Consider the following 22,600-nt stretch of genomic DNA (forward strand, 5'->3'; position numbering starts at 1 on the left):
CATAGCAAAGATTATAATTATCCGCAAGCCCTCCCGGCAACATTATGATGTAAAATCACGATGAGCTGTCAATGAACAGATAAATAGTCAGCGGAGAACTAATATAAAATACGTAGGCATTAAGAATATAAATACATAATTCTACATTGCGCCGGGTATAAATTTACAATACGCGGATGAGCGATGTGCCGGCTACAGTTAAAAAGGACGCGACGGGTTGTCATCAACCCATCGCATTATTTGTGGATATTTACCAGGTTTTCCCGATATTAAACTGAAACTGCTCCGCTTTATCGCCATCATATTTTTTAAATGGTTCGGCCCAGGAAAAGACCAGCGGCCCCAGCGGCGACATCCATTGCACGGCAATCCCTGCCGACATACGAATATGCAGCGGGTCGCCGTAGTCAGGGATCCCGGCAGCCTGCGTCTGAGCGGTATTTTGCCATGACGTACTCCATACCGTCCCCGCATCGACGAACAGCGAGGTACGTAAACTGTCGGCATATTTATCATTAATAAACGGCGTCGGAATAATAAATTCGCTATTCACAACCGCCATGGCATTTCCGCCCACCGCATCCGAAGAGCTTTCAACCGGGCAGTGACTGTAGCTGCTTTCAGTCCCGTTACAGCGATAGTAGGCTGCTTTTGGACCAATCGTATTGGAAGAGAACCCCCGCACTGACGACGACCCTCCGGCATAGAAGTTATCGTAAAACGGAACCGAACTCCCGTTCAGACCACCGGCATAACCTGCTTTCAGATGCTCCATCCAGACCCAGCTTTTCCCTTCATTCAGAGGGAGATACTGCGTGGTATCGAGGGTGAGTTTGTAGTAGCTGTTGTCTGATCCCGGCACGGTCACTTTACCGCTCAGACTACTTTTATTGCCGGAACGAGGGAAAAAACCGCGGTCGAGATTGTTGTAGCTCCAGCCCAGACTGGCAAAAATGTCGTTGGCGCTATACTTCGCCCCGCTGTCACCATCTTTGGTGACCACGTTCGGATAAATACCTCGCGAATTAAGGTAATTCCACGTCGTCAGCTCCGGATCCATGTTCGTCAGGTAGTTATGGACGTAATCAATACCCACATTCAGCGAGTTATTCTCGCTAATCGGGAAGCCAAGATTACTCCCCAGCCCGTAACTTTGCTGGTTATAGCTCCCGGCATCTGCATCGGCGGCATCGTAGCTGTTGTAGAAAATTTTCCCGCCCAGGCTGACGCCATCAACGGTAAAATAGGGATCGGTTGCACCCAGTTCAACATAGGACTGGTAGCTGTTACGCGTGCCGTTAAAACTCACGCTGTTGCCGGTGCCTAACCAGTTATCCTGAGTGACGCCAAGCTGATAGCTGATGCCGCTGTCTGTCCCAAATCCCAGGCCCACGTTAAACGAACCGGTGTTACGTTCTTTCACTTTATAGATCACGTCGACCTGATCCTGGCTCCCGGCAACCGGGGTGATTTCTTTACCCACCGTTTCAAAAAAGCCCGTACGATCCAGCCGCTCTTTCCCTTGCTGTACTTTTTCGTCGTTGAGCCACGCCCCCTCCATTTGCCGCATTTCACGACGCAAGACGGCGTCACGCGAAGTATCATTGCCGGCAAAACGGATCTGGCGCACGGAATAACGACGTCCGGCATCAACATTGATATGTAGAGTCACACTTTTGTTGGCCTCATCAATTTCCGTACGGGTATTCACCTGGGGCCAGGCATAGCCATATTTACCAAAGCGCTTTTTGATGCTGTTTTCAACGGCGGTAATGTCGGCTCCACTGTACCATTTGCCTGACAGAGGCTGCGCCAGCGCTTCTGTCTCTTGCGTGTGCCCGGCCATCTCGCCGCTCACCCGCGTACTGGTGACTTTATAGCGCTCGCCTTCAGAGAGATTGACCGTAAGATACAGCGACTTTTTATCCGGTGTGATGCTGACCTGACTGGAGTTAATAGCAAAGCGCGCATAGCCACGATCGAGATAATAACTACGCAGGGTTTCCAGGTCTGCTTCCATTTTTTGTTTCTGATATTTCTTGTCGCCAATCACGTTCCACCACGGAACATGATCACGCAGCTGCAGCTGGTCCAGTAGCGTTTCCTCGCGGAAGGCTTTATTGCCGATAATATTAATCTGGGCAATCGTCGCGGCGATACCTTCCTGAAAAAAAAACTTTAAATCGACGCGGTTTCGCGGCAGCGGCGTGACCACAGCATGAACCTGCGCGCTGTATTTCCCGACGCTATAATAGAAATCCTGTAATCCTTTTTCTATTTCACTGAGAGCATTACGATCTAATGCACTTCCTTCTTCGACGCCGCTGGCTGCCAGATTGTCCTTCAGGGCATCATCCTTCACCGCTTTATTCCCCGAAAAACTTAATTTGGCGATCGTCGGACGCTCTTTAAGTTGTACCACCAGCGTCGTGCCATCGCGCAGGATCTGGACATTTTCAAAATTACCGCTGGCATATAAAGCGCGTAGTGACTCGCTAATATCATCATTAGATACCGGTTCTCCGGCATGGATGGGCATGCTTAATAGCGCGGCCCCTACCGTCACGCGCTGCAACCCTTCAAAACGAATATCATCAATTGTGTACGTTGTTGATGCATAAAGTGTTAAGGGAGACATTAATAACCCGGCAATGATATTTATTTTCTTTAGCATGGACGTTTTCGTCTAAGAGATATTTGGCGATAGCAGAATTCTGCTGGGATTTGCGTAAGCAACGCGCAGAATTACACTTCATTATGGCGAAACAATGGAGAAAAAATGGATGTTATTGGCTGGAGAAAAAAATAAAACTTAACGGAACTTCGTTCGAATAAATTAGTCTGAGCAGCAACCTGATAACCGAATGAGAGCGCACAATGACTGTAAGGTATAAAACAAAAAGCCCCCTTTCTAATGGGGTGAAAGGGGGAATGATCTTGTCAGGAATGATGCTCTCTGGGATAAACCAGGAACACCGGAAATTTACCCTGAAATACCGAACTTAAAATGAAGAGATATTGAATAAATTATGCAGTAACGCTCCGTAGTACCCGCAAGGGTTGCGGGTGTCAATTTGTATGCATTCTTCATATTTTCCTCAAAATAGCAGAATAGAGTATGAGAGGCTTATGGGAACATCAAAGCACATCAAGCGTTATATCAAAAAAGTAAAGTAGTGGCGCCTTACCATGGAGGGTGAGGCATTTACCTGGCCGCCTGCAGCCCTCCCGCCACGTGATGGAGGGGCCCGGTCCTGGAATGAGCATGAATCATGCGTAGAAATGAGATCCAGCAGTCCGTTCTCAACGAACTGGTGCGCTGGATAAAAAACAACCTCGAGAAAAAACTCACGGTCAATGCACTCAGCGCGTTTTCCGGGTATTCCGAGTGGCACCTCTTTCGTTTGTTCCGCCATCATTTTAATATGTCGCCGATGGAATATATCAGGCAACAGCGCATGTCGCTATGCCGTGATTTATTACAGGTGCAGCCGGCTTTCCGTATCGTCGATATTTGTATTATGGCCGGATATGAAGACATCAGCGCATTTAACCGGACATTTAAGAGGTATTATTCGGTCACTCCCACGCAGTTTCGCCGGCGCATCAATGAACAATCTGGATAATGTTTCCTGGCGATAAAAATAAAAGGCCGGGAACAGCGCAATGTTCCCGGCCAGGCAGAACAGGATCAGAAATGTGTATTTACACTGACATAGAAGGTCCGCCCTGACTCATTATAGGTCTCCGCCCCGGCACCGTATAAATAGGCGCCGGTGGTCGCGTTCCCGGTCGTTTGTGCATTCCCGGCACGATAGTGGCGTATATCAAAGAGGTTATCCACGCCGCTGGTCAGGCTCAGATTTTTGTTCACATCCCAGGTCGCGCTCAGCCCGACGATGCTGTACGGACTCACTTCGTTCAGCTCACTACCGGATACCGCCTCACCTTTGTAATTGAAACGCTTAGGTTTCTGCCGCCCGTACCAGGTAAAAGTGCTTTGCAACGAGAGATCGTCGCGGACCTGCCAGCCGAGCGTAGAGTTAAGGGTAAACTGCGGAATCACCGACAGGCGATCGCCGGTCGTCTTGTTCTTACTTTGCAACATCCAGGTCAGGTTATTACTCCAGTTGACCGTTTCACTCACCGGCAGGTTAAGCGAACCTTCCAGCCCCTCCACCAGCGCTTTGGGTACGTTCTCCCACTGATAAATATTCGTTGTTCCATTGCTCGCCGTACCGACGGCTGAATACCCGGACTCAATTTTATTGTGGTAGTCGTTACGGAACCAGGTTATCCCCGCCTGATAGCCTTCGTGCTTGTATTCCAGACCAATCTCTTTGTTAACGCTGGTTTCCGCCTTCAGATCGCTATTTCCCATCAGATAACAAGCCGAACTGCTGGCGTAGCACCCCTGGCCGTTACTATAGAGAATATAGTTGGGGTTAAGCTGATAGAGGTTCGGCGCTTTATAGGCGCGGGCAATGCCGAGCTTCAGGGTCCAGTCGTCGCTCAGTCCCTGCGACAGATTAAGCGACGGGCTCCAGTTATTACCGACGAGGCTGTGATGGTCAAAACGCAGAGCCGGCGTCAGCATCGTACTCTCGGTTAGCGCGATATTATCTTCCGTAAACAGCGAGAAAATTTCGGCGCTGCTGTAAGGAGTGCGGCCGGAGGTCGAAATACCGTCGATGGCGCCGTAAGAGAGCGCCTGGGTGGTCGACACGCCATCTTTCATACGCTGCTGATTCCACTCGGTGCCCAGCGTCAGGTTCTGCTCAACGCCCAGGGTAAACGGAATATTGACCTCGCTGTGCAGCAGAACGTCCGCCAGATCGATATCCGAGAATTCGCTGCTGGAGAAGATGCCCTCGGTCCCGCCCGCCAGACCTTCATTCATACGGGAGTTACGGGTATGTTCATACTGCGCATAGCTGTTGCTGGTAACGCCGTTGTCCCAGCCTCCGGTCCAGGTAAGGCCGTAGGTCTGACGGTAAATTCGGTTGGTCTCTTTACCGTACATGCTTTTCACTAGCGTACTGGTATTGGTGTTCTGCGTATCGCCCGCGTAGAGGTTGCCCTGGCGGCTATAGCCGGTTTCAAACTCCAGCGCCTGCATGGGGGCAAATTCCCAGCGCAGCTTACCGTGGATATCTTTGTTCACCACCCCTTCACGCCCGGCAGGATAAGATCCGGCATAGCTGCCGGTCCGCTCCGCCTCATGGCCGGCGTTAATATCCTGGGCATCAGCCTGGGTTTTACTCAGATTGCCCCATAAATTAAAACTCACGCTGTCCGACATCGGCCCCTCAAGGCTGAAGTTCGTCCGCTTCGTCGCCCCCTCTTTTCGGTGCTGAGGCGCATTCATGTAGGTATTCCAGGAGCCATGCCATTCGTTATTCACAGGCTTAGTGATGATATTCACGACGCCACCCATTGCGCCGTTGCCATAGCGCGCCGCCGCAGGGCCGCGAATCACATCAATGTGGTCGATCATCTCCGCGGGAACCCAACCGGTGTCGCCACGCGTATCGCGATCGCCGCGCCAGCCATAGCGTACCGAATTGCGACTGGTCACCGGCTTACCATCGATCAGGATCAGCGTATTCTCTGGTCCCATACCGCGGATATCGATCTGCCGGTTATTCCCGCGCTGGCCGCTGGTCGAGTTGCCGGTGAGGTTCACCCCCGGCTGAGTACGAATCAGTTCGGAGATATCGCGTGCCGGCGGGTGTTTGCGTATTTCGTCAGCCGTGAGCGTTGAAACGCCCGGCGCCTGTAAGGTCTGTCTGGCAGCGGTCACGACCATCGTCTCTTCGTTTTTGGCCGCAGCGCTGTCGGCGTCCTTTGCCTCTTCCGGTATGCTGCTATCGGCGGCCTGCGCGGGTAGCGCCGCGCCCCAGATAGCCAGATGAATTAGCACGGCCAGCGAGTAGTGTGAGTTTCGTTTCATGGAGTATGCCCTGTTTTCTTTTTTTGCTGTCGGGGCGCGCCTCCTTCATCCTGAGATAAACAGCGGCAATCATTTTCATGCGAACAACTTCATGCCTGGTTTTGGCATAGCAAGGCCCTCCCGGAGAATGAACGGGATATAACTAGCCTGTGGCCAAAATATAAAATCTCACCCTGTCAAAAATGAAAAATACGCGCCTGCACTATTCTTAGATAGCGTCTTTCGATCAGCCTTAGAGATGATTATTGTGCGTTATCACGTTATTAGAAATGAGATTCATTATCAAGTTGATAATGTAAAACAGCGGAAACAGATTAAAATATAACAAATAAAACAACAGGATAAATTACAAACAATATTCTCAAGACACTCAAATAATTAATAACAACACTTACAACAACATAAAAAAAACATTATTCAATCATATTATCTCCATAATCATTTATGGCTGCTGATCCCTTTATAAAAATAAAATGAATACCCCACAACAGAGAGCATAGCCCGCCCAGCAATATGCCTGCCAGAATCGAGGCAAAGAGTCTCTCTTTTTGCAGCACAAAAGTCGCGCTCGCCTCTGACACAACCGGCGATGTCTCCCCGCGCGGTCGGGAAAACGAACAGGCTAACCCCCCCAGAGTTGACTAAAATAAAGGGATGCACCTGCGGAGCCTCTCTCCATGAACATCCTCTCATTTCAACGACCCGCTATCGCCAGCTTTGCCTGCCTTATTGCCCTGCTGTTTGCCGGTTCCGTTTATGCGGCAGTTGGGGAAAAGAAACCACCGCCTCAGGAAAAACGAGAGGCGCTGGAACTCAATACGCAAGAGATGCAGAAGCCCTGGCAAGGCGATCTCCCCGGTATGCTCGACAGACGCGTCATCAGAGTGTTAACCACTTACAGCAAAACCTTTTTCTTTATCGACAAAGGCACCCAGCGCGGGGCAACGCATGACATCTTTATTGAGTACGAACGCAGCCTTAATCAACAGTTGATGAAGGAGAAAAAGCTCAAACATCGCCATCTCAAGGTACGGATCATTTTCGTCCCGGTGGCCCGCGACCAGCTTTTCAGCGCACTCGTTGCCGGCAAAGGAGATATCGTCGCCGCAAATCTTACGGTTACCGAGGAGCGGCAGCAGCAGGCTGACTTCACGATACCGCTCTATTCCAATGTTCAGGAGCTCCTGCTCTCCGGGCCAGGTTCACCGGAAGTCGCCAACCTGGAACAACTTTCTGGCAAAGAGGTATTTGTTCGTCAGTCATCAAGCTATTACCAAAGCCTGGTCGCCCTGAATGCCCACTTTGCGAAAGAATCTCGTCCGCCGGTTATTATCGCAGCCGCTCCGGAATCGCTCGAAGATGAGGACCTGATAGAAATGCTCAGCGCTGGCCTTATTCCGTTGACGGTCGTCGATCGTCATAAGGCTCTGTTCTGGAAACAAGTTTTTCCCAAAATTGAGGTGCATCAGGACATTGTCCTGCGTAAAGATGCCAGCATCGGCTGGGCGGTACGTAAAAACAGCCCGCAGCTTCTCGCCTCGCTAAACCACTTTGTGAAGGCTAACGGTCAGGGCAGCAAGCTGGGAAATACCATCCTGTTGCGCTATCTGAAGAACGCGAAATATGTCAAAAATGCCGCCGCGCAGAAGGAACGGCAGAAATTTCTGGCGATGGTGGATATCTTCCGTAAATACGGCGATCGATATGACGTTGACTGGCTGTTAATGGCGGCCCAGGGTTATCAGGAATCGCGCCTCAATCAGTCGGTTCGTAGCCACGTGGGCGCCATCGGCGTTATGCAGGTGATGCCGCGGACCGGCAAAGAGCTGAAGGTCGGAGATATCAGCAAGCTGGATCCGAATATCCATGCCGGGGTGAAATATATGCGCTGGATGATCGACCATTACTATGGCGACGAGCCGATGACCCGACTCGACAAAGCGCTCTTTTCATTCGCATCCTATAACGCCGGGCCAGCCCGTATCGCCCGCCTGCGGACAGAAACCAGCAAGCGCGGTTTTAACCCTGATATCTGGTTTGGCAATGTGGAATATCTGGCCGCGGAGAAGATCGGTTCCGAGACCGTCACTTACGTCAGCAATATCTATAAGTACTACATTGCCTATCGGCTGATCGTCGATGAGATGGCGCGGAAGCAAAAAGCCACGGCCCACTCCAGCGGCGCGGCAGCGCCCGCCGCGGAACAGAGCGCTCCCGCCACGCCGTGAGGCGGTCGCATCGCTGGAAACGCGGAGAGAGCAGACATAAAAAAGCCCCAAAACGGGGCTTTTTCTTATGCTTTAACGGCAGTGTCTAAGGATGGTCTTAGAACGGGATATCGTCATCGAAATCCATCGGGGGTTCGTTAGAAGGTGCTGCCGGTGCCTGCTGCTGCGGACGAGACTGTGCGCCGCCGCTAAACTGGTTGCCGCCCTGCGGCTGCTGAGGCTGACCCCAACCGCCCTGCTGCTGACCGCCGCCTGCCGGAGCGCCTGCGCCCTGCTGACGACCGCCGAGCATTTGCATCGTGCCGCCAACGTTAACCACGATCTCGGTGGTGTATTTTTCCTGACCAGATTGGTCAGTCCATTTACGGGTACGCAGCTGGCCTTCAATATAGACCTGAGAACCTTTACGCAGATACTCGCCGGCCACTTCCGCCAGTTTGCCGAACAGCACAACGCGGTGCCATTCAGTCTGCTCTTTCATCTCACCGGTCGCTTTATCACGCCAGGATTCGGAAGTAGCCAGCGTAATGTTGGCAACTGCGCCACCACTCGGCATGTAGCGTACTTCCGGGTCCTGGCCCAGATTACCGACGAGAATCACCTTGTTTACGCCTCTGCTGGCCATGTTTGTGTCTCCTGAATGCGTTTCTTAATAGTGTAAACGCGCGAGTGTACCATTTCCAGGCGCTATGTTGATAGCTGGGAAGTATGTTCCAGATAACTCTCGCGGTAAGACATTTTTGCACACCCCGCAGGAAAATGCATTCCGATACTGTATATTCAAACAGGTTAAATTGTGTCATAATTAGCCGTTTCTGCCGTTTGTCCTTCTAACAAACCAGGCAATCCGCGTATCTACCGGGAAAGGTGAATGGATAAGATCGAAGTTCGGGGCGCCCGCACCCATAATCTCAAAAACATCAACCTCGTCATCCCACGCGACAAACTGATTGTCGTCACCGGGCTGTCAGGGTCAGGCAAATCCTCATTGGCTTTCGACACACTGTATGCCGAAGGGCAACGTCGCTACGTTGAATCACTCTCTGCCTATGCGCGCCAGTTCCTGTCGCTAATGGAGAAGCCGGACGTCGATCATATCGAAGGGCTGTCGCCGGCGATTTCCATTGAACAGAAATCAACGTCCCATAACCCTCGCTCTACGGTGGGGACCATTACCGAAATTCACGACTATCTGCGCCTGCTGTACGCGCGCGTCGGCGAGCCGCGCTGCCCGGACCATGATGTTCCTCTGGCCGCACAGACCGTCAGCCAGATGGTCGACAACGTGCTCTCGCAACCGGAAGGCCAGCGCCTGATGCTGCTGGCGCCAATCATTAAAGAACGTAAAGGCGAGCACACCAAAACGCTGGAGAACCTGGCCAGCCAGGGCTATATCCGCGCGAGGATCGACGGCGAGGTCTGCGATCTTTCCGATCCGCCGAAGCTGGAACTGCAAAAGAAACACACCATTGAGGTGGTGATCGATCGCTTCAAAGTGCGTGACGATCTGTCCCAGCGTCTGGCCGAATCCTTTGAAACCGCTCTGGATCTTTCCGGTGGTACCGCCGTTGTCGCCAATATGGACGATGAAAAAGCGGAAGAGCTGCTGTTCTCCGCCAATTTTGCCTGCCCGATTTGCGGCTACAGCATGCGTGAACTGGAACCTCGTCTGTTTTCGTTCAACAACCCGGCAGGCGCCTGCCCGACCTGTGATGGTCTGGGCGTTCAGCAGTACTTCGATCCCGACAGGGTTATCCAGAATGCGGAGCTGTCGCTGGCGGGCGGCGCCATTCGCGGCTGGGATCGCCGTAACTTCTACTACTTCCAGATGCTGAAGTCGCTGGCAGAGCATTATCAGTTCGATATCGAGGCGCCGTGGGGCACCCTGAACGCCGACGTACAGAAGGTCATTTTGTACGGTTCAGGCAAAGAGAATATTGAATTCAAATACATGAACGACCGTGGCGATACTTCAGTACGCCGTCACCCGTTCGAAGGCGTGCTGCATAATATGGAACGCCGCTACAAAGAGACGGAATCCAGCGCGGTGCGCGAAGAGCTGGCGAAATTTATCAGCAATCGCCCGTGCGCCAGCTGTGACGGTACCCGTCTGCGCCGCGAAGCTCGCCACGTCTTTGTCGAAAATACGCCGCTGCCCACCATCTCTGACATGAGCATTGGCCACGCGATGGATTTCTTCACCAATCTGAAGCTGTCCGGCCAGCGGGCGCAAATTGCGGAGAAAGTGCTGAAAGAGATTGGCGATCGCCTGAAATTCCTCGTCAACGTCGGCCTGAACTACCTGACGCTCTCCCGTTCGGCAGAAACGCTCTCCGGCGGTGAAGCCCAGCGTATTCGCCTGGCAAGCCAGATTGGCGCCGGCCTGGTCGGCGTGATGTATGTGCTGGATGAGCCGTCCATCGGCCTGCATCAGCGCGATAACGAACGTCTGCTCGGCACGCTGGTTCATCTGCGTAATCTGGGCAATACGGTGATTGTCGTCGAGCATGATGAAGACGCCATCCGCGCCGCCGACCACGTCATCGATATCGGCCCAGGGGCCGGGGTACACGGCGGCCAGGTCGTGGCTGAAGGAACGCTGGACGCGATCATGGCGGTGCCTGAATCCCTGACCGGGCAGTACATGAGCGGCAAACGCAAGATTGAAGTACCGAAGCAGCGCGTGCCTGCCGACGCGGAAAAAGTGCTCAGGCTCACCGGTGCGCGCGGTAACAACCTGAAGGATGTGACGCTGACGCTGCCGGTCGGCCTGTTTACCTGTATCACCGGGGTCTCCGGTTCAGGTAAATCAACGCTGATTAACGATACGCTGTTCCCGATTGCCCAGCGTCAGCTCAACGGCGCCACCATCGTCGAACCTGCGCCATATCGCGATGTGCAGGGGCTGGAACACTTCGATAAGGTCATCGATATCGACCAGAGCCCGATCGGCCGTACGCCGCGCTCAAACCCGGCAACCTATACCGGCGTCTTCACGCCGGTACGTGAACTGTTTGCCGGCGTGCCGGAATCGCGCTCACGCGGCTATACGCCTGGGCGCTTCAGTTTTAACGTCCGCGGCGGGCGCTGTGAAGCCTGCCAGGGTGATGGCGTGATTAAAGTCGAAATGCACTTCCTGCCGGATATTTATGTGCCGTGTGACCAGTGCAAAGGCAAGCGCTATAACCGCGAAACGCTGGAGATTAAGTACAAAGGCAAGACCATTCATGAAGTGCTGGATATGACCATTGAAGAAGCGCGTGAGTTCTTTGATGCCGTTCCGGCGCTGGCGCGTAAGCTGCAAACGCTGATGGACGTCGGCCTGACCTATATTCGTCTCGGCCAGTCCGCTACGACGCTGTCCGGCGGCGAGGCCCAGCGCGTGAAGCTGGCGCGCGAGCTGTCAAAACGCGGTACCGGCCAGACGCTGTATATTCTCGATGAGCCGACGACGGGGCTGCACTTTGCCGATATCCAGCAGCTGCTGGACGTTCTGCACCAGCTGCGCGATCAGGGCAACACCATCGTGGTCATTGAGCACAACCTGGATGTCATCAAAACGGCGGACTGGATCGTTGATCTTGGGCCGGAAGGCGGCAGCGGCGGCGGTGAAATCCTCGTCTCCGGTACGCCAGAGACCGTTGCAGAGTGCGAAGCCTCGCACACCGCGCGCTTCCTCAAACCCTTGCTGAGCTAATCACCGTGAAAGCTGCTGTCGGGTTGGTTCCGACAGCAGCCGTACCGCCTGCTGGTAGGAGGCATCCACCAGGTAGTAAATCTGCGAATCCGGCAAAGACCCATCAAGAAAGACCGTACTCCAGTGGGCTTTATTCAGATGTCTGCTGGGGCGGATATCCACATGCTGTTCCCGCAGCAGTTCGGCAAGCTCCGGACTGGCTTTCAGCGACACGGCTGGCCGCTTATCTTCCACTTCTTTCACTAATGCAAAGAGCACGTCCGACACTTTAATCTGCGTGGCCTTCCAGTCGCTGTGCACGCTTTGCTCTGCGCCCGGTTTTGCCATGCAGTACAGCAATAACTCCGAAATTGTCATCTGTTATTCCCCCGTGAGCGTCGCAACGATATGCCGCGAACCGCCGTGAATACGATGTTCCCCTAACCAGATCCCTTGCCAGGTCCCCAGACTGACGCGCCCGTCCTGCACCGGCAGCAACAGGGAGACGCCAAGCATCGACGACTTGATATGCGACGGCATATCATCAGGACCTTCATAATCATGTTCGTACGGCGCATTATCCGGCACCGCGTTGAGAAAATACTGCTCCATGTCGTAGCGGACGGTCGGATCGCAGTTTTCGTTAAGCGTCAGGGAAGCGGAAGTGTGCTGGAGCAGCAGATGCAACATACCGACTTTGACGCGCGACAGCGCGTGGAGCTGGCCGAGGATCTCGTCAGTTACCAGATGAAAACCGCGAGATTTTGCACCTAACGTCAAAGTTTGTTGATGCCACATAAACGACCCCTGTTGCGAATGAATCTCTCTAAGTGTGCAGCAATAAGCGAAAAGGTAAAACCTCCCCACGCGCTTTTTCGTACAAAAAAGCGGCAGCCCGGAGGCTGCCGCTTTCGCTTCTGACACATTTGCGCAGAAGGTGAAATTAGTATTCTGAATTGACGATCACTTCTTCACCCTGCGCTCCGGCCATCGGCAGAGGTTTATATGACGAGTTTGACGCGCGCAGTACGCGAATGCCGCGAGCCCCGGCATCACGCGCGGCAGAGATGTCGTTATCGGAATCCCCGTAGAAGACCTTAATATTCTTCTCTTTCAGCCATTGGACTTTCGTATTCTGCCCCGGCTTGTCACCGGCAAAAATAACCGGATTCATGTTTGCCGCCGGGATCAGGAAATCATCCTGCAGCGTTTTCGAGACCGTTTCAGTTTTGGTCTGACTGCGCCCGGTAACGAAATAAATGCTATCGCCGCGCTTCACATGCATCGCAATCAGATGGCGCGCCACCTCTTTTGGCATGCTGAATTCATCCCAGCCGTTATTCATTTTTTCCCAGAATTCCGGGTTTTTCAGGTAAGCATCGCTGCCGGGAGAGAAAGTTTTTTGGCCGCGCCAGAAACCTGGGCTGGAAAACAGAACGGTGTCATCGATATCAAAACCCACGGCAAACGGCTGACGACCCAACAGGCTGTTTTCAATCTGTGCGACGGAAACCCAGTGAACAGGCGCCTGCTCAGCCAGTCTGGCGACGTTGGTACCTGGATTTAATTGTGACGGAGAAGACTCCAGGGCGATTGCCGAGTGATTTAACGTGAAAAGTAAACAGAAGGCGCTAAAGGCCAAAGTTATCTTGCGCATAGTTATCCCTTTTAAGCGTCATCCTGCCAACTGCCGCTTTGCTGGCCGCAAGGCGCCTGAGGCAGCCGTCGCGATACAGCGCGGATGACGGTGCGTATGAGTCGTCGAATCGTTATAATTTTCAATAATGTGGCTGCTTATTACTGGACCCTGACCTTAACCCCGGCCTTCGCCGATGAAAAGAATTTTCTGCTCAGATGTCATAGAAAAAGAGAATGATCACACTTCGGAAGGGAGTAGTCCTTTCCCGCAGACGGGAAAGGACATGATATTCGCGGAAAATTAGATAACGGCGGAAAATGCCTGCGCGACGCGCTGGACGTTACGTGAATTGAGACCCGCCACGCACATCCGGCCGCTGGAAATCAGATACACGCCAAACTCTTCACGCAGACGATCAACCTGTGCCGCACTCAGGCCGGTGTAGCTGAACATCCCACGTTGTTTGAGCAGGTAGTCAAAATTGACGCCCGGTAGCGCTTCTTTCAGGACATTCACCAGCTCCTGACGCATCGCCAGAATACGCGAACGCATCTCTTCGACTTCCGCCAGCCAGCAGGCTTTCAGCTCCGCATCATTCAATACGGTCGCGACAACCTGAGCGCCAAAGTTCGGCGGGCTGGAGTAATTGCGACGGACGGTCGCCTTCAGTTGCCCCAGCACGCGGTTTGCGGTTTCTGTGTCTTCGCAAACGATCGACAGGCCGCCCACGCGCTCACCGTACAGCGAGAAAATTTTCGAGAAGGAGTTGCTGACCAGCATCGGTATGCCGGCGTGGGCGATCGCGCGAATCGCGTAAGCATCATCATCCATTCCCGCCCCAAAGCCCTGATAGGCGATATCGAGGAAAGGAATCAGGTTGCGCGCTTTCAGCACCTCGGCGATTTGATCCCACTGGGCATGATTCAGATCGGCGCCCGTCGGGTTATGGCAGCACGGATGTAGCAGCACAATATCACGCTCAGGCAGGGTCTGCAGTTTCGCCAGCAGCGCATCAAAACGCACGCCGTTGGTCTCGTTATCAAACCAAGGGTAAGTGCTTACTTCGAAGCCAGCCCCTTCGAATATGGCGATATGGTTCTCCCAGGTCGGGTCGCTGACCCAAACGCGAGAACCCGGGAAGTAGCGTTTTAGAAAATCGGCACCCACTTTCAATGCGCCGGAACCGCCCAGCGTCTGAATAGAGGCGACGCGCTTTTGCACCAGCACCGGGTGTTCTGCACCGAACAACAGCGGGGCAATCGCGTTGCGATAAGCGTTCAGCCCTTCCATCGGTAGATACAACGAGGCGCCGTGCGGCTGAGCGTTAAGACGCGCTTCCGCTTCAGCAACCGCCTGTAGCTGCGGGATAATCCCGTCTTCGTTGTAATAGAGGCCGATGCTAAGGTTTACTTTGTCACTACGCGGATCTTCTTTGAAACGCTCCATCAAGGAGAGAATGGGATCGCCAGCGTAGGCGTCAACTTTTTGAAACACGTGATGTTTCTCCGGGTTTACGAGAGGCAGGTCATAACACAATAAACCGGAAGCAGAAGAAGATCGAGAGGATGTTGGCGGATAGTTGGCGGAAAGTCGGCGAAGATCGCACGCATCTCGCTCGCCCTCAGGGGAATCTCCCGACTCGCAGCGTAAAGCCTGCGTCGGTTCCTGACGACACCCCCGGTCAGCGCAGCGCTGCCGGAGATGTCACAACCGCGATGTATCGACCCGACGTACGCTTAATCCACGTACTTCATCGAGACTCTGGAAGTCAGGCGGGTAATAAGTTCGTAAGCACTCACATTCGTCAGTGCGGCAATACGCTCGACGGGCAGGCCTTCCCCCCAGAGCACCACCGGGTCGCCGGACCTATCCTGCGCCTCAGGCCCAAGATCGACGCAAATCATATCCATCGCCACACGACCAACAATCGGCACTTCCCGGCCGTTAACCAGCACCGGTGTACCGGTGGGCGCCGCGCGCGGGTAGCCGTCGCCGTAGCCCATCGCCACCACGCCTAGCCGGGTATCTCGTTCGCTCACCCAGGTACCGCCATAGCCTACCGGTTCACCCGCTTTATGTTCGCGTACGGCAATCAGGCTCGACGTCAGCGACATCACCGGCTGACAACCAAAATCTGCGCCGGTGGAAGGGCTATCCAGCGGCGATACGCCGTACAGGATGATGCCCGGGCGGACCCAGTCAAAATGCGACTGCGGCCACAGCAAAATTCCGCCCGATGCCGCGATGGAACGCAGGCCAGGCTTGCCTTCACTGAAGGTGGTGAAAATATCCAGCTGGCGTTCGGTGGCGCCGCATTCGGGCTCATCCGCCCGCGCGAAGTGGCTGACGATATTGACCGGCTGGCGCACGTTTTTACACTGGCTTAAACGCTGCCAGAAGGCATCCGCCTGCTCCGGCAGGACGCCCAGACGATGCATCCCGGTGTCCAGTTTCATCCAGACGGTGACGGGCTCAGGCAGCTCAGCCTGCTCCAGCGCTTCCAGCTGCTCCGGGCTGTGTACCGCCGTATGCAGTTGCTGCGCGGAAATAACCGGCAGATCGGCCGCATCAAAGAAACCTTCCAGCAGCAGGACCGGTTTCGTGATACCGCCAGCGCGCAGGCGCAGGGCTTCTTCGAGACGGGCGACGCCAAAGGCATCGGCATCAGGGAGCGTTCGCGCGGTCTCGAGAAGACCGTGTCCGTAAGCGTTCGCTTTCACCACTGCAACCAGTTTACTGGCAGGCGCCAGTTCACGCAGACGTTGCAGGTTGTGTCGCAGAGCGCGGCGGTTAATGACAACAGTTGCCGCTTGCATTTAAATTCCTTGATAAAAAGATCGCCTAAATCATGCGTGTTCGCGCAGGCGTTTCTGAACAGCGCCTGCGCTGGCCCGAAGGGGCGAGGACGCAGTCCGGGTCACGCAACAAACCTGAGAGTCTCCGGGAGCTTAGTACACTAACTGACCGGAGCGAGCCGGTGCTGTCAACGCACCGGCGGCGCGAAGGATGACGGCGATTTATTCGTCGTCGTACTGTGGTCCCGCATAATTATCAAAGCGCGACCACTGCCCGTTAAAGGTCAGACGTACCGTCCCGATGGGCCCGTTACGCTGTTTACCAATAATAATTTCCGCGATGCCTTTTAAATCACTGTTCTCGTGATAGACCTCGTCACGATAGATAAACATGATTAAGTCGGCGTCCTGCTCAATGGAGCCTGATTCACGCAAGTCGGAGTTCACCGGGCGCTTATCGGCACGTTGTTCCAGCGAGCGGTTAAGCTGCGACAGCGCAACCACCGGCACCTGAAGCTCTTTCGCCAGCGCTTTTAACGAACGGGAAATTTCCGCAATTTCCAACGTACGGTTATCGGAGAGCGACGGTACGCGCATCAGCTGCAGGTAGTCGATCATGATAAGACCGATGCCGCCGTGTTCACGGGCAATACGTCGTGCGCGGGAACGAACTTCCGTCGGCGTCAGGCCGGAGGAGTCATCGATGTAGATATTGCGTTTTTCCAGCAGGATACCCATGGTGCCGGAAATGCGCGCCCAGTCTTCATCGTCCAGCTGGCCGGTACGGATACGGGTCTGATCGACCCGTGACAGCGATGCAAGGGAACGCATCATAATCTGTTCTGATGGCATCTCAAGGCTGAAGATAAGTACCGGCTTATCCTGCAACATCGCCGCATTCTCGACGAGGTTCATCGCAAATGTTGTCTTACCCATCGATGGACGCGCGGCGACAATAATCAGATCCGACGGCTGCAGGCCGGCGGTCTTTTTGTTCAGATCGTCATAGCCGGTATTGACCCCGGTGACGCCGTCATGCGGCTGCTGGAACAGCTGCTCGATACGCGCAACGGTCGCATCGAGGACGTCGGCGATATTTTTCGGGCCTTCATCTTTGTTGGCACGGCTTTCCGCAATCTTGAACACCCGGGATTCGGCCAGGTCGAGCAGGTCTTCGCTGGTACGCCCCTGCGGGTCGAAGCCCGCCTCGGCGATTTCATTCGCCACCGAAATCATCTCACGGACAACGGCGCGTTCACGTACGATGTCCGCATAGGCGCTGATGTTCGCCGCACTTGGCGTGTTTTTTGACAGCTCAGCCAGATACGCGAATCCGCCAACGCTGTCCAGCTGCCCCTGTCGCTCCAGTGATTCCGCCAGCGTAATCAGGTCGATCGGGCTACCCGTCTCCTGCAGACGCGCCATTTCCACAAAGATATGGCGGTGCGGACGCGTATAAAAATCTTCCGCCACAACGCGCTCGGCGACGTCGTCCCAGCGTTCGTTGTCCAGCATTAAACCGCCCAACACCGACTGTTCCGCTTCAATCGAGTGCGGCGGGACTTTTAGCCCGGCGACCTGCGGATCGCGCTCACGGGGTTCAGTCTGCGGTTTGTTGAAGGGTTTATTTCCTGCCATATTGAATACAGATACCGGGATAGAGATGGGGTCGAAATATTAGCACAGGTCTCTGTTTTGACCCACCCAAATGAAACTGGAGATAATCATGGCAACACGAATAGAATTTCATCAACACGGTGGGCCGGATGTACTCAAGGCCGTAGAATTTACCCCTGCGGAACCGCAAGAAAACGAGATCCAGGTAGAGAACAAGGCCATCGGCATTAACTATATCGACACCTACATCCGCAGCGGCCTCTACCCGCCGCCCTCTCTGCCAAGCGGCCTGGGTACCGAAGCCGCGGGCGTGGTGACGAAAGTCGGACGCAGCGTGCAGCACATTAAAGCTGGCGACCGCGTCGTCTACGCTCAGTCAGCGCTGGGCGCCTACAGCTCAGTCCATAACGTGATTGCCGATAAGGCCGCTCTTTTGCCGGACGGTATCTCCTTTGAACAGGCTGCCGCATCGTTCCTGAAAGGGCTGACGGTCTATTACCTGCTGCGGAAAACCTACGAAATCAAGCCCGGTGAACCGTTCCTGTTTCATGCGGCGGCCGGTGGCGTCGGGCTGATTGCCTGCCAGTGGGCGAAGGCGCTGGGCGCTAAACTGATCGGTACCGTCGGCAGCGCGCAAAAAGCGCAGCGGGCAAAACAGGCCGGCGCCTGGCAGGTCATCAACTATCGCGAAGAGAATATCGTTGAACGCCTGAAAGAGATAACCGAAGGGAAAAAAGTCCATGTGGTCTATGATTCCGTGGGCAAAGATACCTGGGAAGCATCGCTGGATTGCCTGCAGCGCCGGGGGCTGATGGTCAGCTTCGGGAACTCTTCCGGCCCGGTAACCGGCGTCAACCTGGGGATCCTCAACCAGAAAGGATCGCTGTACGTCACCCGCCCTTCACTGCAGGGCTATATCACCAACCGTCAAGAGCTGGCGGAAGCCAGCAGCGAACTGTTTTCGTTGATTGCCAGCGGCGCGATTAACGTTGACGTGGCGGACAGCCAGAAATATGCCCTGACCGATGCCCGGCGCGCGCATGAAGTGCTGGAGAGCCGCGCCACCGAAGGCTCAAGCCTGCTGCTGCCGTAACGAGTAAATCGAGCAAGGTTAACGCTGCCAACGTTTCGGTCTCTTAATCGCGTATTTATGGAGGCTCTGCCTAAATAATTCGGGCTACAGGAAGGCGGCAAGAGAGCGAATCCTCGGGAGCTTACTCCAGTAAGTGACCGGGGTGAGCTAACGTAGCCAACGCTTCTGTAGTTCGAAGTATGACGGGAAGCCCTCCCTAAATAATTCGGGCGACAGGAAGGCGGCAAGAGAGCGAATCCTCGGGAGCTTACTCCAGTAAGTGACCGGGGTGAGCTAACGTAGCCAACGCCCCTGTAGTCTGAAGTATGACGGGAAGCCCTCCCTAAATAATTCGGGCGACAGGAAGGCGGCAAGAGAGCGAATCCTCGGGAGCTTACTCCAGTAAGTGACCGGGGTGAGCTAACGTAGCCAACGCCCCTGTAGTCTGAAGTATGACGGGAGAGACGGGAGAGCAGAAAAGTTTAGGGCTTCCATAAGGAAGCCCTGACTTTTTTTAGTTCGGCTGTATGTAGGGTACAGCGCGATGAATTCGTTAACGCGCTAATAGTGACAGATTTAATAAGCAAAACCTACGCTGTTCTATGCAAAATTCTTCAGGTTGTGACAGACCGCTCACTCCCTTAATAACGCCAGCGGTTGTTACTACGGTAGCCTGTCGTTTTTGGCGTATTTATCGACCGAATCACCCACACGACCGCAATGGCTAACAGCAGCCACGGCAGCAGCTTAATCATCATCGCAAACAGCCCGCCGACAAACATCAGCACCGTCGCAACGACAATCGCGGCAAGAATCCCCAGAATCGACACGCCGGTGACCAGCAACATGACAAAAAATCCAATGACAAATAAGAGTTCCAGCATCGTCTTCTCCCCAAAGAAATAACCGAATGACTCTCCGGGTATTACAAGAAACGTGCCAAAATTAACACATTGAATTTAAAGGAAAACGCCCTGACGATTAAATCAGTGCGTGGCGTATTTGACTAAATTTTAGCGCAAGATTAACGCTTATCGGCAACCAGCTTCAGCGCATGTTCCAGCACGTTAATATCCGCCCCCGCCTTGTGCGCATTTTCACTCAGGTAGCGACGCCACTGCCGTGCGCCTGGGATACCCTGGAACAGGCCCAGCATATGACGCGTGATATGGCCCAGATAGGTGCCGTTGGACAGCTCACGCTCGATATACGGGTACATCGCGCGCACCACGGCGACCGGGTCGCTGTCGGCACCATCCACCGCAAAGATCTCCCGGTCGACCGCGGTCAGGATCCCCGGATTCTGATAGGCCTCGCGCCCCACCATCACGCCGTCCATATGCTGCAGATGCAATTTCGCCTCTTCCAGCGACTTAATCCCGCCGTTGATCGCCATCGTCAGGTGCGGGAAGTCGCGTTTCAGCTGATAAACGCGCGGATAATCCAGCGGTGGAATTTCACGATTCTCTTTTGGACTCAGGCCGGAGAGCCAGGCTTTGCGGGCGTGGATGATAAACATCTCGCACTCACCGTTTCCGGAGACGGTATTGATGAAATCACACAGGAATTCATAGCTATCCTGGTCATCGATGCCGATACGGGTTTTTACCGTGACCGGGATGGACACCACGTCGCGCATCGCTTTGATACAGTCCGCTACCAGCTGCGCATTGCCCATCAGGCAGGCGCCGAACATCCCGTTTTGCACGCGGTCGGACGGACAGCCGACGTTGAGGTTGATCTCATCGTAGCCGCGCGCTTCCGCCAGTTTCGCACACTGCGCGAGTGCAGCAGGATCGCTGCCGCCCAGCTGCAGGGCCAGCGGATGCTCTTCTTCGCTATAGGCCAGATAGTCGCCTTTGCCATGAATAATCGCCCCGGTCGTCACCATTTCGGTATACAGCAGCGTATGGCGCGACAGCAGGCGCAGGAAATAGCGACAGTGCCTGTCTGTCCAGTCGAGCATCGGCGCGATGGAAAAACGATGGGCGGCAAAAGCGTGAGATGTTGATTCTGGCATCATGGCGATAAACAGGCATCCGGGTAAAAAGGGGCGCTACTATAGCACAAAGATAAATCACAGAGGCATAGCACCGCGACGGGTGCTGTGCATCTGCTGGACGGGCTAGCGCCTGCGCGGTTTACCATCGTGCGGGCCGAAAAATTGCGGCGGATGATCGACCCAGCGATCCTGACGCGTAGCGGCATATTCCGGGTTCAGCGGATAGTAGATGCGGTTAAATTTCTTGTTCGACTCCCCCACCACTAACAAGCGAACTTCCTGGTCGGTATTATTCAAAAAGGTGTGACACACTCCGGTTCCGGCCGGAAAACCGACGCTGTCGCCCGGCTCAAGCTTCCACAGATAGCCGTTAATCCAGACTTCGGGGTAGCCATCCAGCACATAGATAAACTCCTCCTCATCACTTTCAGCATGGGGATAAGAGGTTCGACGGCCCGGAGGCAAACGTTCATGATGAATACCCAGCCGGTTGAGCCTTAATCCCCGCGCCAGCGGCGCGCCGATGGAAAAACGCTCCGGGTTATTGGGATAAGTGGCATCATCTGGGCCTTCCAGTTCGCGCCAATGTCGAATGCAATCAGGTCTTTTCATCGTTTTCTCCCGAAAATGAGATGCATCAGGTATAGCACAAGCCGCCGGTTCTCGGCGTTTTGCCTGGATCGTGATAAAGTAACAACTTCAGACTCACGCAACCAGAGGATGCTCATGAATAAGACCACTTCGCAAGAAATGTTAGCGCATGCTGAAAAGCTCTGCGCACAGCGCGGCGTGCGCCTGACTCCGCAGCGCCTGGAAGTGTTGCGTTTGATGAGCCTCCAGCAAGGGGCGATTAGCGCGTATGACCTGCTCGACCTGCTGCGCGAGAAAGAGCCGCAGGCGAAACCGCCGACGGTCTACCGGGCGCTGGAGTTTCTGCTGGAACAGGGATTCGTGCACAAGGTGGAATCGACCAACAGCTACGTGCTGTGCCATCTTTTCGATCAGCCGACCCATAGCTCAGCCATGTTTATCTGCGACCGCTGCGGCGTGGTCAAAGAAGAGTGTGCCGAAGGCGTTGAAGACATTATGCATACGCTGGCGGCCAGAATGGGTTTTGCGCTACGCCACAATGTGATTGAAGCACACGGCCTGTGCGCGGGTTGTGTCGAGGTCGAAGCCTGTAGCACCCCGGGACACTGCCATCACGACCATACCATTCAGATTAAAAAGAAAGCCCGCTGAGGCTATCGCCGCAGCGGGAATCCAGGTTGCCGGTACCTCCATGTACCATCGGGCAGGCAATAACAAAGGGTTAATTCGTTAACACTCACCGCTACCAGCGGTGATCGTTTTTTCGTTCCCAGTCAGACACTTCTTTCTCCGCCTGATCTTTAGCGTATCCATAACGCTCCTGGATTTTCCCGACCAGCTGGTCACGCTTACCTTCAATGACGGTCATATCGTCATCGGTCAGCTTGCCCCATTTTTCTTTCGCTTTACCTTTCAACTGTTTCCAGTTACCGCCGATTTCGTCTTTGTTCATAATTCAATCCTCATCGTTCGGTGAGTTAACAGCCCGCTGTGTGCCGGACATAGTATTAACTATAGATAAGAATTC

18 protein-coding genes are annotated in these 22,600 nt (G+C 54.2%); 5 read left to right on the plus strand and 13 right to left on the minus strand.

Going from position 1 to position 22,600, the window contains the following annotated elements:
- Window positions 1-250: 250 nt before the first annotated feature.
- Complete coding sequence (bamA, locus tag OQV00_RS24685; protein ID WP_123629137.1) at window positions 251-2,674, minus strand: outer membrane protein assembly factor BamA; 2,424 nt, start codon at window positions 2,672-2,674, stop codon at window positions 251-253.
- A 598-nt stretch (window positions 2,675-3,272) separates the two neighbouring features.
- Here bamA and OQV00_RS24690 point away from each other — a divergent pair.
- A complete protein-coding gene (locus OQV00_RS24690; RefSeq protein WP_099144730.1) occupies window positions 3,273-3,626 on the plus strand; it encodes a helix-turn-helix transcriptional regulator in 354 nt (117 codons plus the stop codon).
- A 65-nt stretch (window positions 3,627-3,691) separates the two neighbouring features.
- On the opposite strand, the gene OQV00_RS24695 is transcribed toward OQV00_RS24690, so the two are convergent.
- Window positions 3,692-5,953, minus strand: a complete 2,262-nt coding sequence (locus OQV00_RS24695; RefSeq protein WP_015585362.1) for a TonB-dependent siderophore receptor — start codon at window positions 5,951-5,953, stop codon at window positions 3,692-3,694.
- Window positions 5,954-6,630: 677 nt separating this feature from the next.
- On the opposite strand from OQV00_RS24695, the gene OQV00_RS24700 reads away from it, so the two are divergent.
- Entirely contained in the window at window positions 6,631-8,181 is a 1,551-nt protein-coding gene (locus OQV00_RS24700) for an MltF family protein (protein ID WP_015585363.1), read from the plus strand.
- Between the two features lie 97 nt (window positions 8,182-8,278).
- Here OQV00_RS24700 and ssb1 read toward each other — a convergent pair whose 3' ends face one another.
- Entirely contained in the window at window positions 8,279-8,806 is a 528-nt protein-coding gene (ssb1, locus tag OQV00_RS24705; RefSeq protein WP_004856483.1) for a single-stranded DNA-binding protein SSB1, read from the minus strand.
- A 246-nt stretch (window positions 8,807-9,052) separates the two neighbouring features.
- Between ssb1 and uvrA the strand changes: the two genes are divergently transcribed.
- Complete coding sequence (uvrA, locus tag OQV00_RS24710) at window positions 9,053-11,878, plus strand: excinuclease ABC subunit UvrA (protein WP_004856481.1); 2,826 nt, start codon at window positions 9,053-9,055, stop codon at window positions 11,876-11,878.
- Here the strand turns inward: uvrA and OQV00_RS24715 are convergent, their stop codons facing one another.
- The 6 genes from OQV00_RS24715 to dnaB all read right to left on the minus strand — a co-directional run bounded on the left by OQV00_RS24715 (window position 11,879) and on the right by dnaB (window position 17,929).
- The gene (locus tag OQV00_RS24715) at window positions 11,879-12,235 is read right to left on the minus strand and encodes an MmcQ/YjbR family DNA-binding protein (protein ID WP_004856479.1); all 357 of its coding nucleotides are present in this window, start codon (window positions 12,233-12,235) and stop codon (window positions 11,879-11,881) included.
- A gap of 3 nt (window positions 12,236-12,238) precedes the next feature.
- A complete protein-coding gene (locus tag OQV00_RS24720; RefSeq protein WP_004856477.1) occupies window positions 12,239-12,655 on the minus strand; it encodes a secondary thiamine-phosphate synthase enzyme YjbQ in 417 nt (138 codons plus the stop codon).
- A 145-nt stretch (window positions 12,656-12,800) separates the two neighbouring features.
- Window positions 12,801-13,514 (minus strand): acid phosphatase AphA, encoded by a 714-nt coding sequence (aphA, locus tag OQV00_RS24725; RefSeq protein WP_004856476.1) that lies wholly within the window; start codon window positions 13,512-13,514, stop codon window positions 12,801-12,803.
- A gap of 282 nt (window positions 13,515-13,796) precedes the next feature.
- Window positions 13,797-14,990 carry an aromatic amino acid transaminase gene (tyrB, locus tag OQV00_RS24730; RefSeq protein WP_065905666.1) on the minus strand — a complete coding sequence of 398 codons (1,194 nt, stop codon included), beginning with the start codon at window positions 14,988-14,990 and terminating at the stop codon, window positions 13,797-13,799.
- A gap of 242 nt (window positions 14,991-15,232) precedes the next feature.
- Window positions 15,233-16,312, minus strand: coding sequence for an alanine racemase (alr, locus tag OQV00_RS24735; protein ID WP_044350076.1), 1,080 nt, complete (start codon window positions 16,310-16,312; stop codon window positions 15,233-15,235).
- Window positions 16,313-16,513: 201 nt separating this feature from the next.
- Complete coding sequence (gene dnaB / locus OQV00_RS24740; protein WP_004856470.1) at window positions 16,514-17,929, minus strand: replicative DNA helicase; 1,416 nt, start codon at window positions 17,927-17,929, stop codon at window positions 16,514-16,516.
- 88 nt (window positions 17,930-18,017) lie between these two features.
- Between dnaB and OQV00_RS24745 the strand changes: the two genes are divergently transcribed.
- Window positions 18,018-19,001 (plus strand): quinone oxidoreductase, encoded by a 984-nt coding sequence (locus OQV00_RS24745; RefSeq protein WP_004856468.1) that lies wholly within the window; start codon window positions 18,018-18,020, stop codon window positions 18,999-19,001.
- Between the two features lie 620 nt (window positions 19,002-19,621).
- Here the strand turns inward: OQV00_RS24745 and pspG are convergent.
- The 3 genes from pspG to OQV00_RS24760 all read right to left on the minus strand — a co-directional run bounded on the left by pspG (window position 19,622) and on the right by OQV00_RS24760 (window position 21,594).
- Window positions 19,622-19,864 (minus strand): envelope stress response protein PspG, encoded by a 243-nt coding sequence (gene pspG / locus OQV00_RS24750; protein WP_004856466.1) that lies wholly within the window; start codon window positions 19,862-19,864, stop codon window positions 19,622-19,624.
- A gap of 140 nt (window positions 19,865-20,004) precedes the next feature.
- On the minus strand, window positions 20,005-21,003 hold the full coding sequence (dusA, locus tag OQV00_RS24755) for a tRNA dihydrouridine(20/20a) synthase DusA (protein WP_004856463.1): 999 nt from the start codon (window positions 21,001-21,003) through the stop codon (window positions 20,005-20,007).
- A gap of 102 nt (window positions 21,004-21,105) precedes the next feature.
- On the minus strand, window positions 21,106-21,594 hold the full coding sequence (locus OQV00_RS24760; protein ID WP_004856461.1) for a cupin domain-containing protein: 489 nt from the start codon (window positions 21,592-21,594) through the stop codon (window positions 21,106-21,108).
- A gap of 114 nt (window positions 21,595-21,708) precedes the next feature.
- Between OQV00_RS24760 and zur the strand changes: the two genes are divergently transcribed.
- The gene (gene zur / locus OQV00_RS24765; RefSeq protein WP_004856459.1) at window positions 21,709-22,224 is read left to right on the plus strand and encodes a zinc uptake transcriptional repressor Zur; all 516 of its coding nucleotides are present in this window, start codon (window positions 21,709-21,711) and stop codon (window positions 22,222-22,224) included.
- Window positions 22,225-22,315: 91 nt separating this feature from the next.
- Here zur and OQV00_RS24770 read toward each other — a convergent pair whose 3' ends face one another.
- Window positions 22,316-22,525: a CsbD family protein gene (locus OQV00_RS24770; protein WP_004856456.1), complete on the minus strand. Its 210-nt coding sequence runs from the start codon at window positions 22,523-22,525 to the stop codon at window positions 22,316-22,318.
- Window positions 22,526-22,600: the final 75 nt, after the last annotated feature.

The organism is Klebsiella sp. DY2415 (genome assembly GCF_026314315.1).
Lineage (GTDB): Bacteria > Pseudomonadota > Gammaproteobacteria > Enterobacterales > Enterobacteriaceae > Klebsiella > Klebsiella ornithinolytica.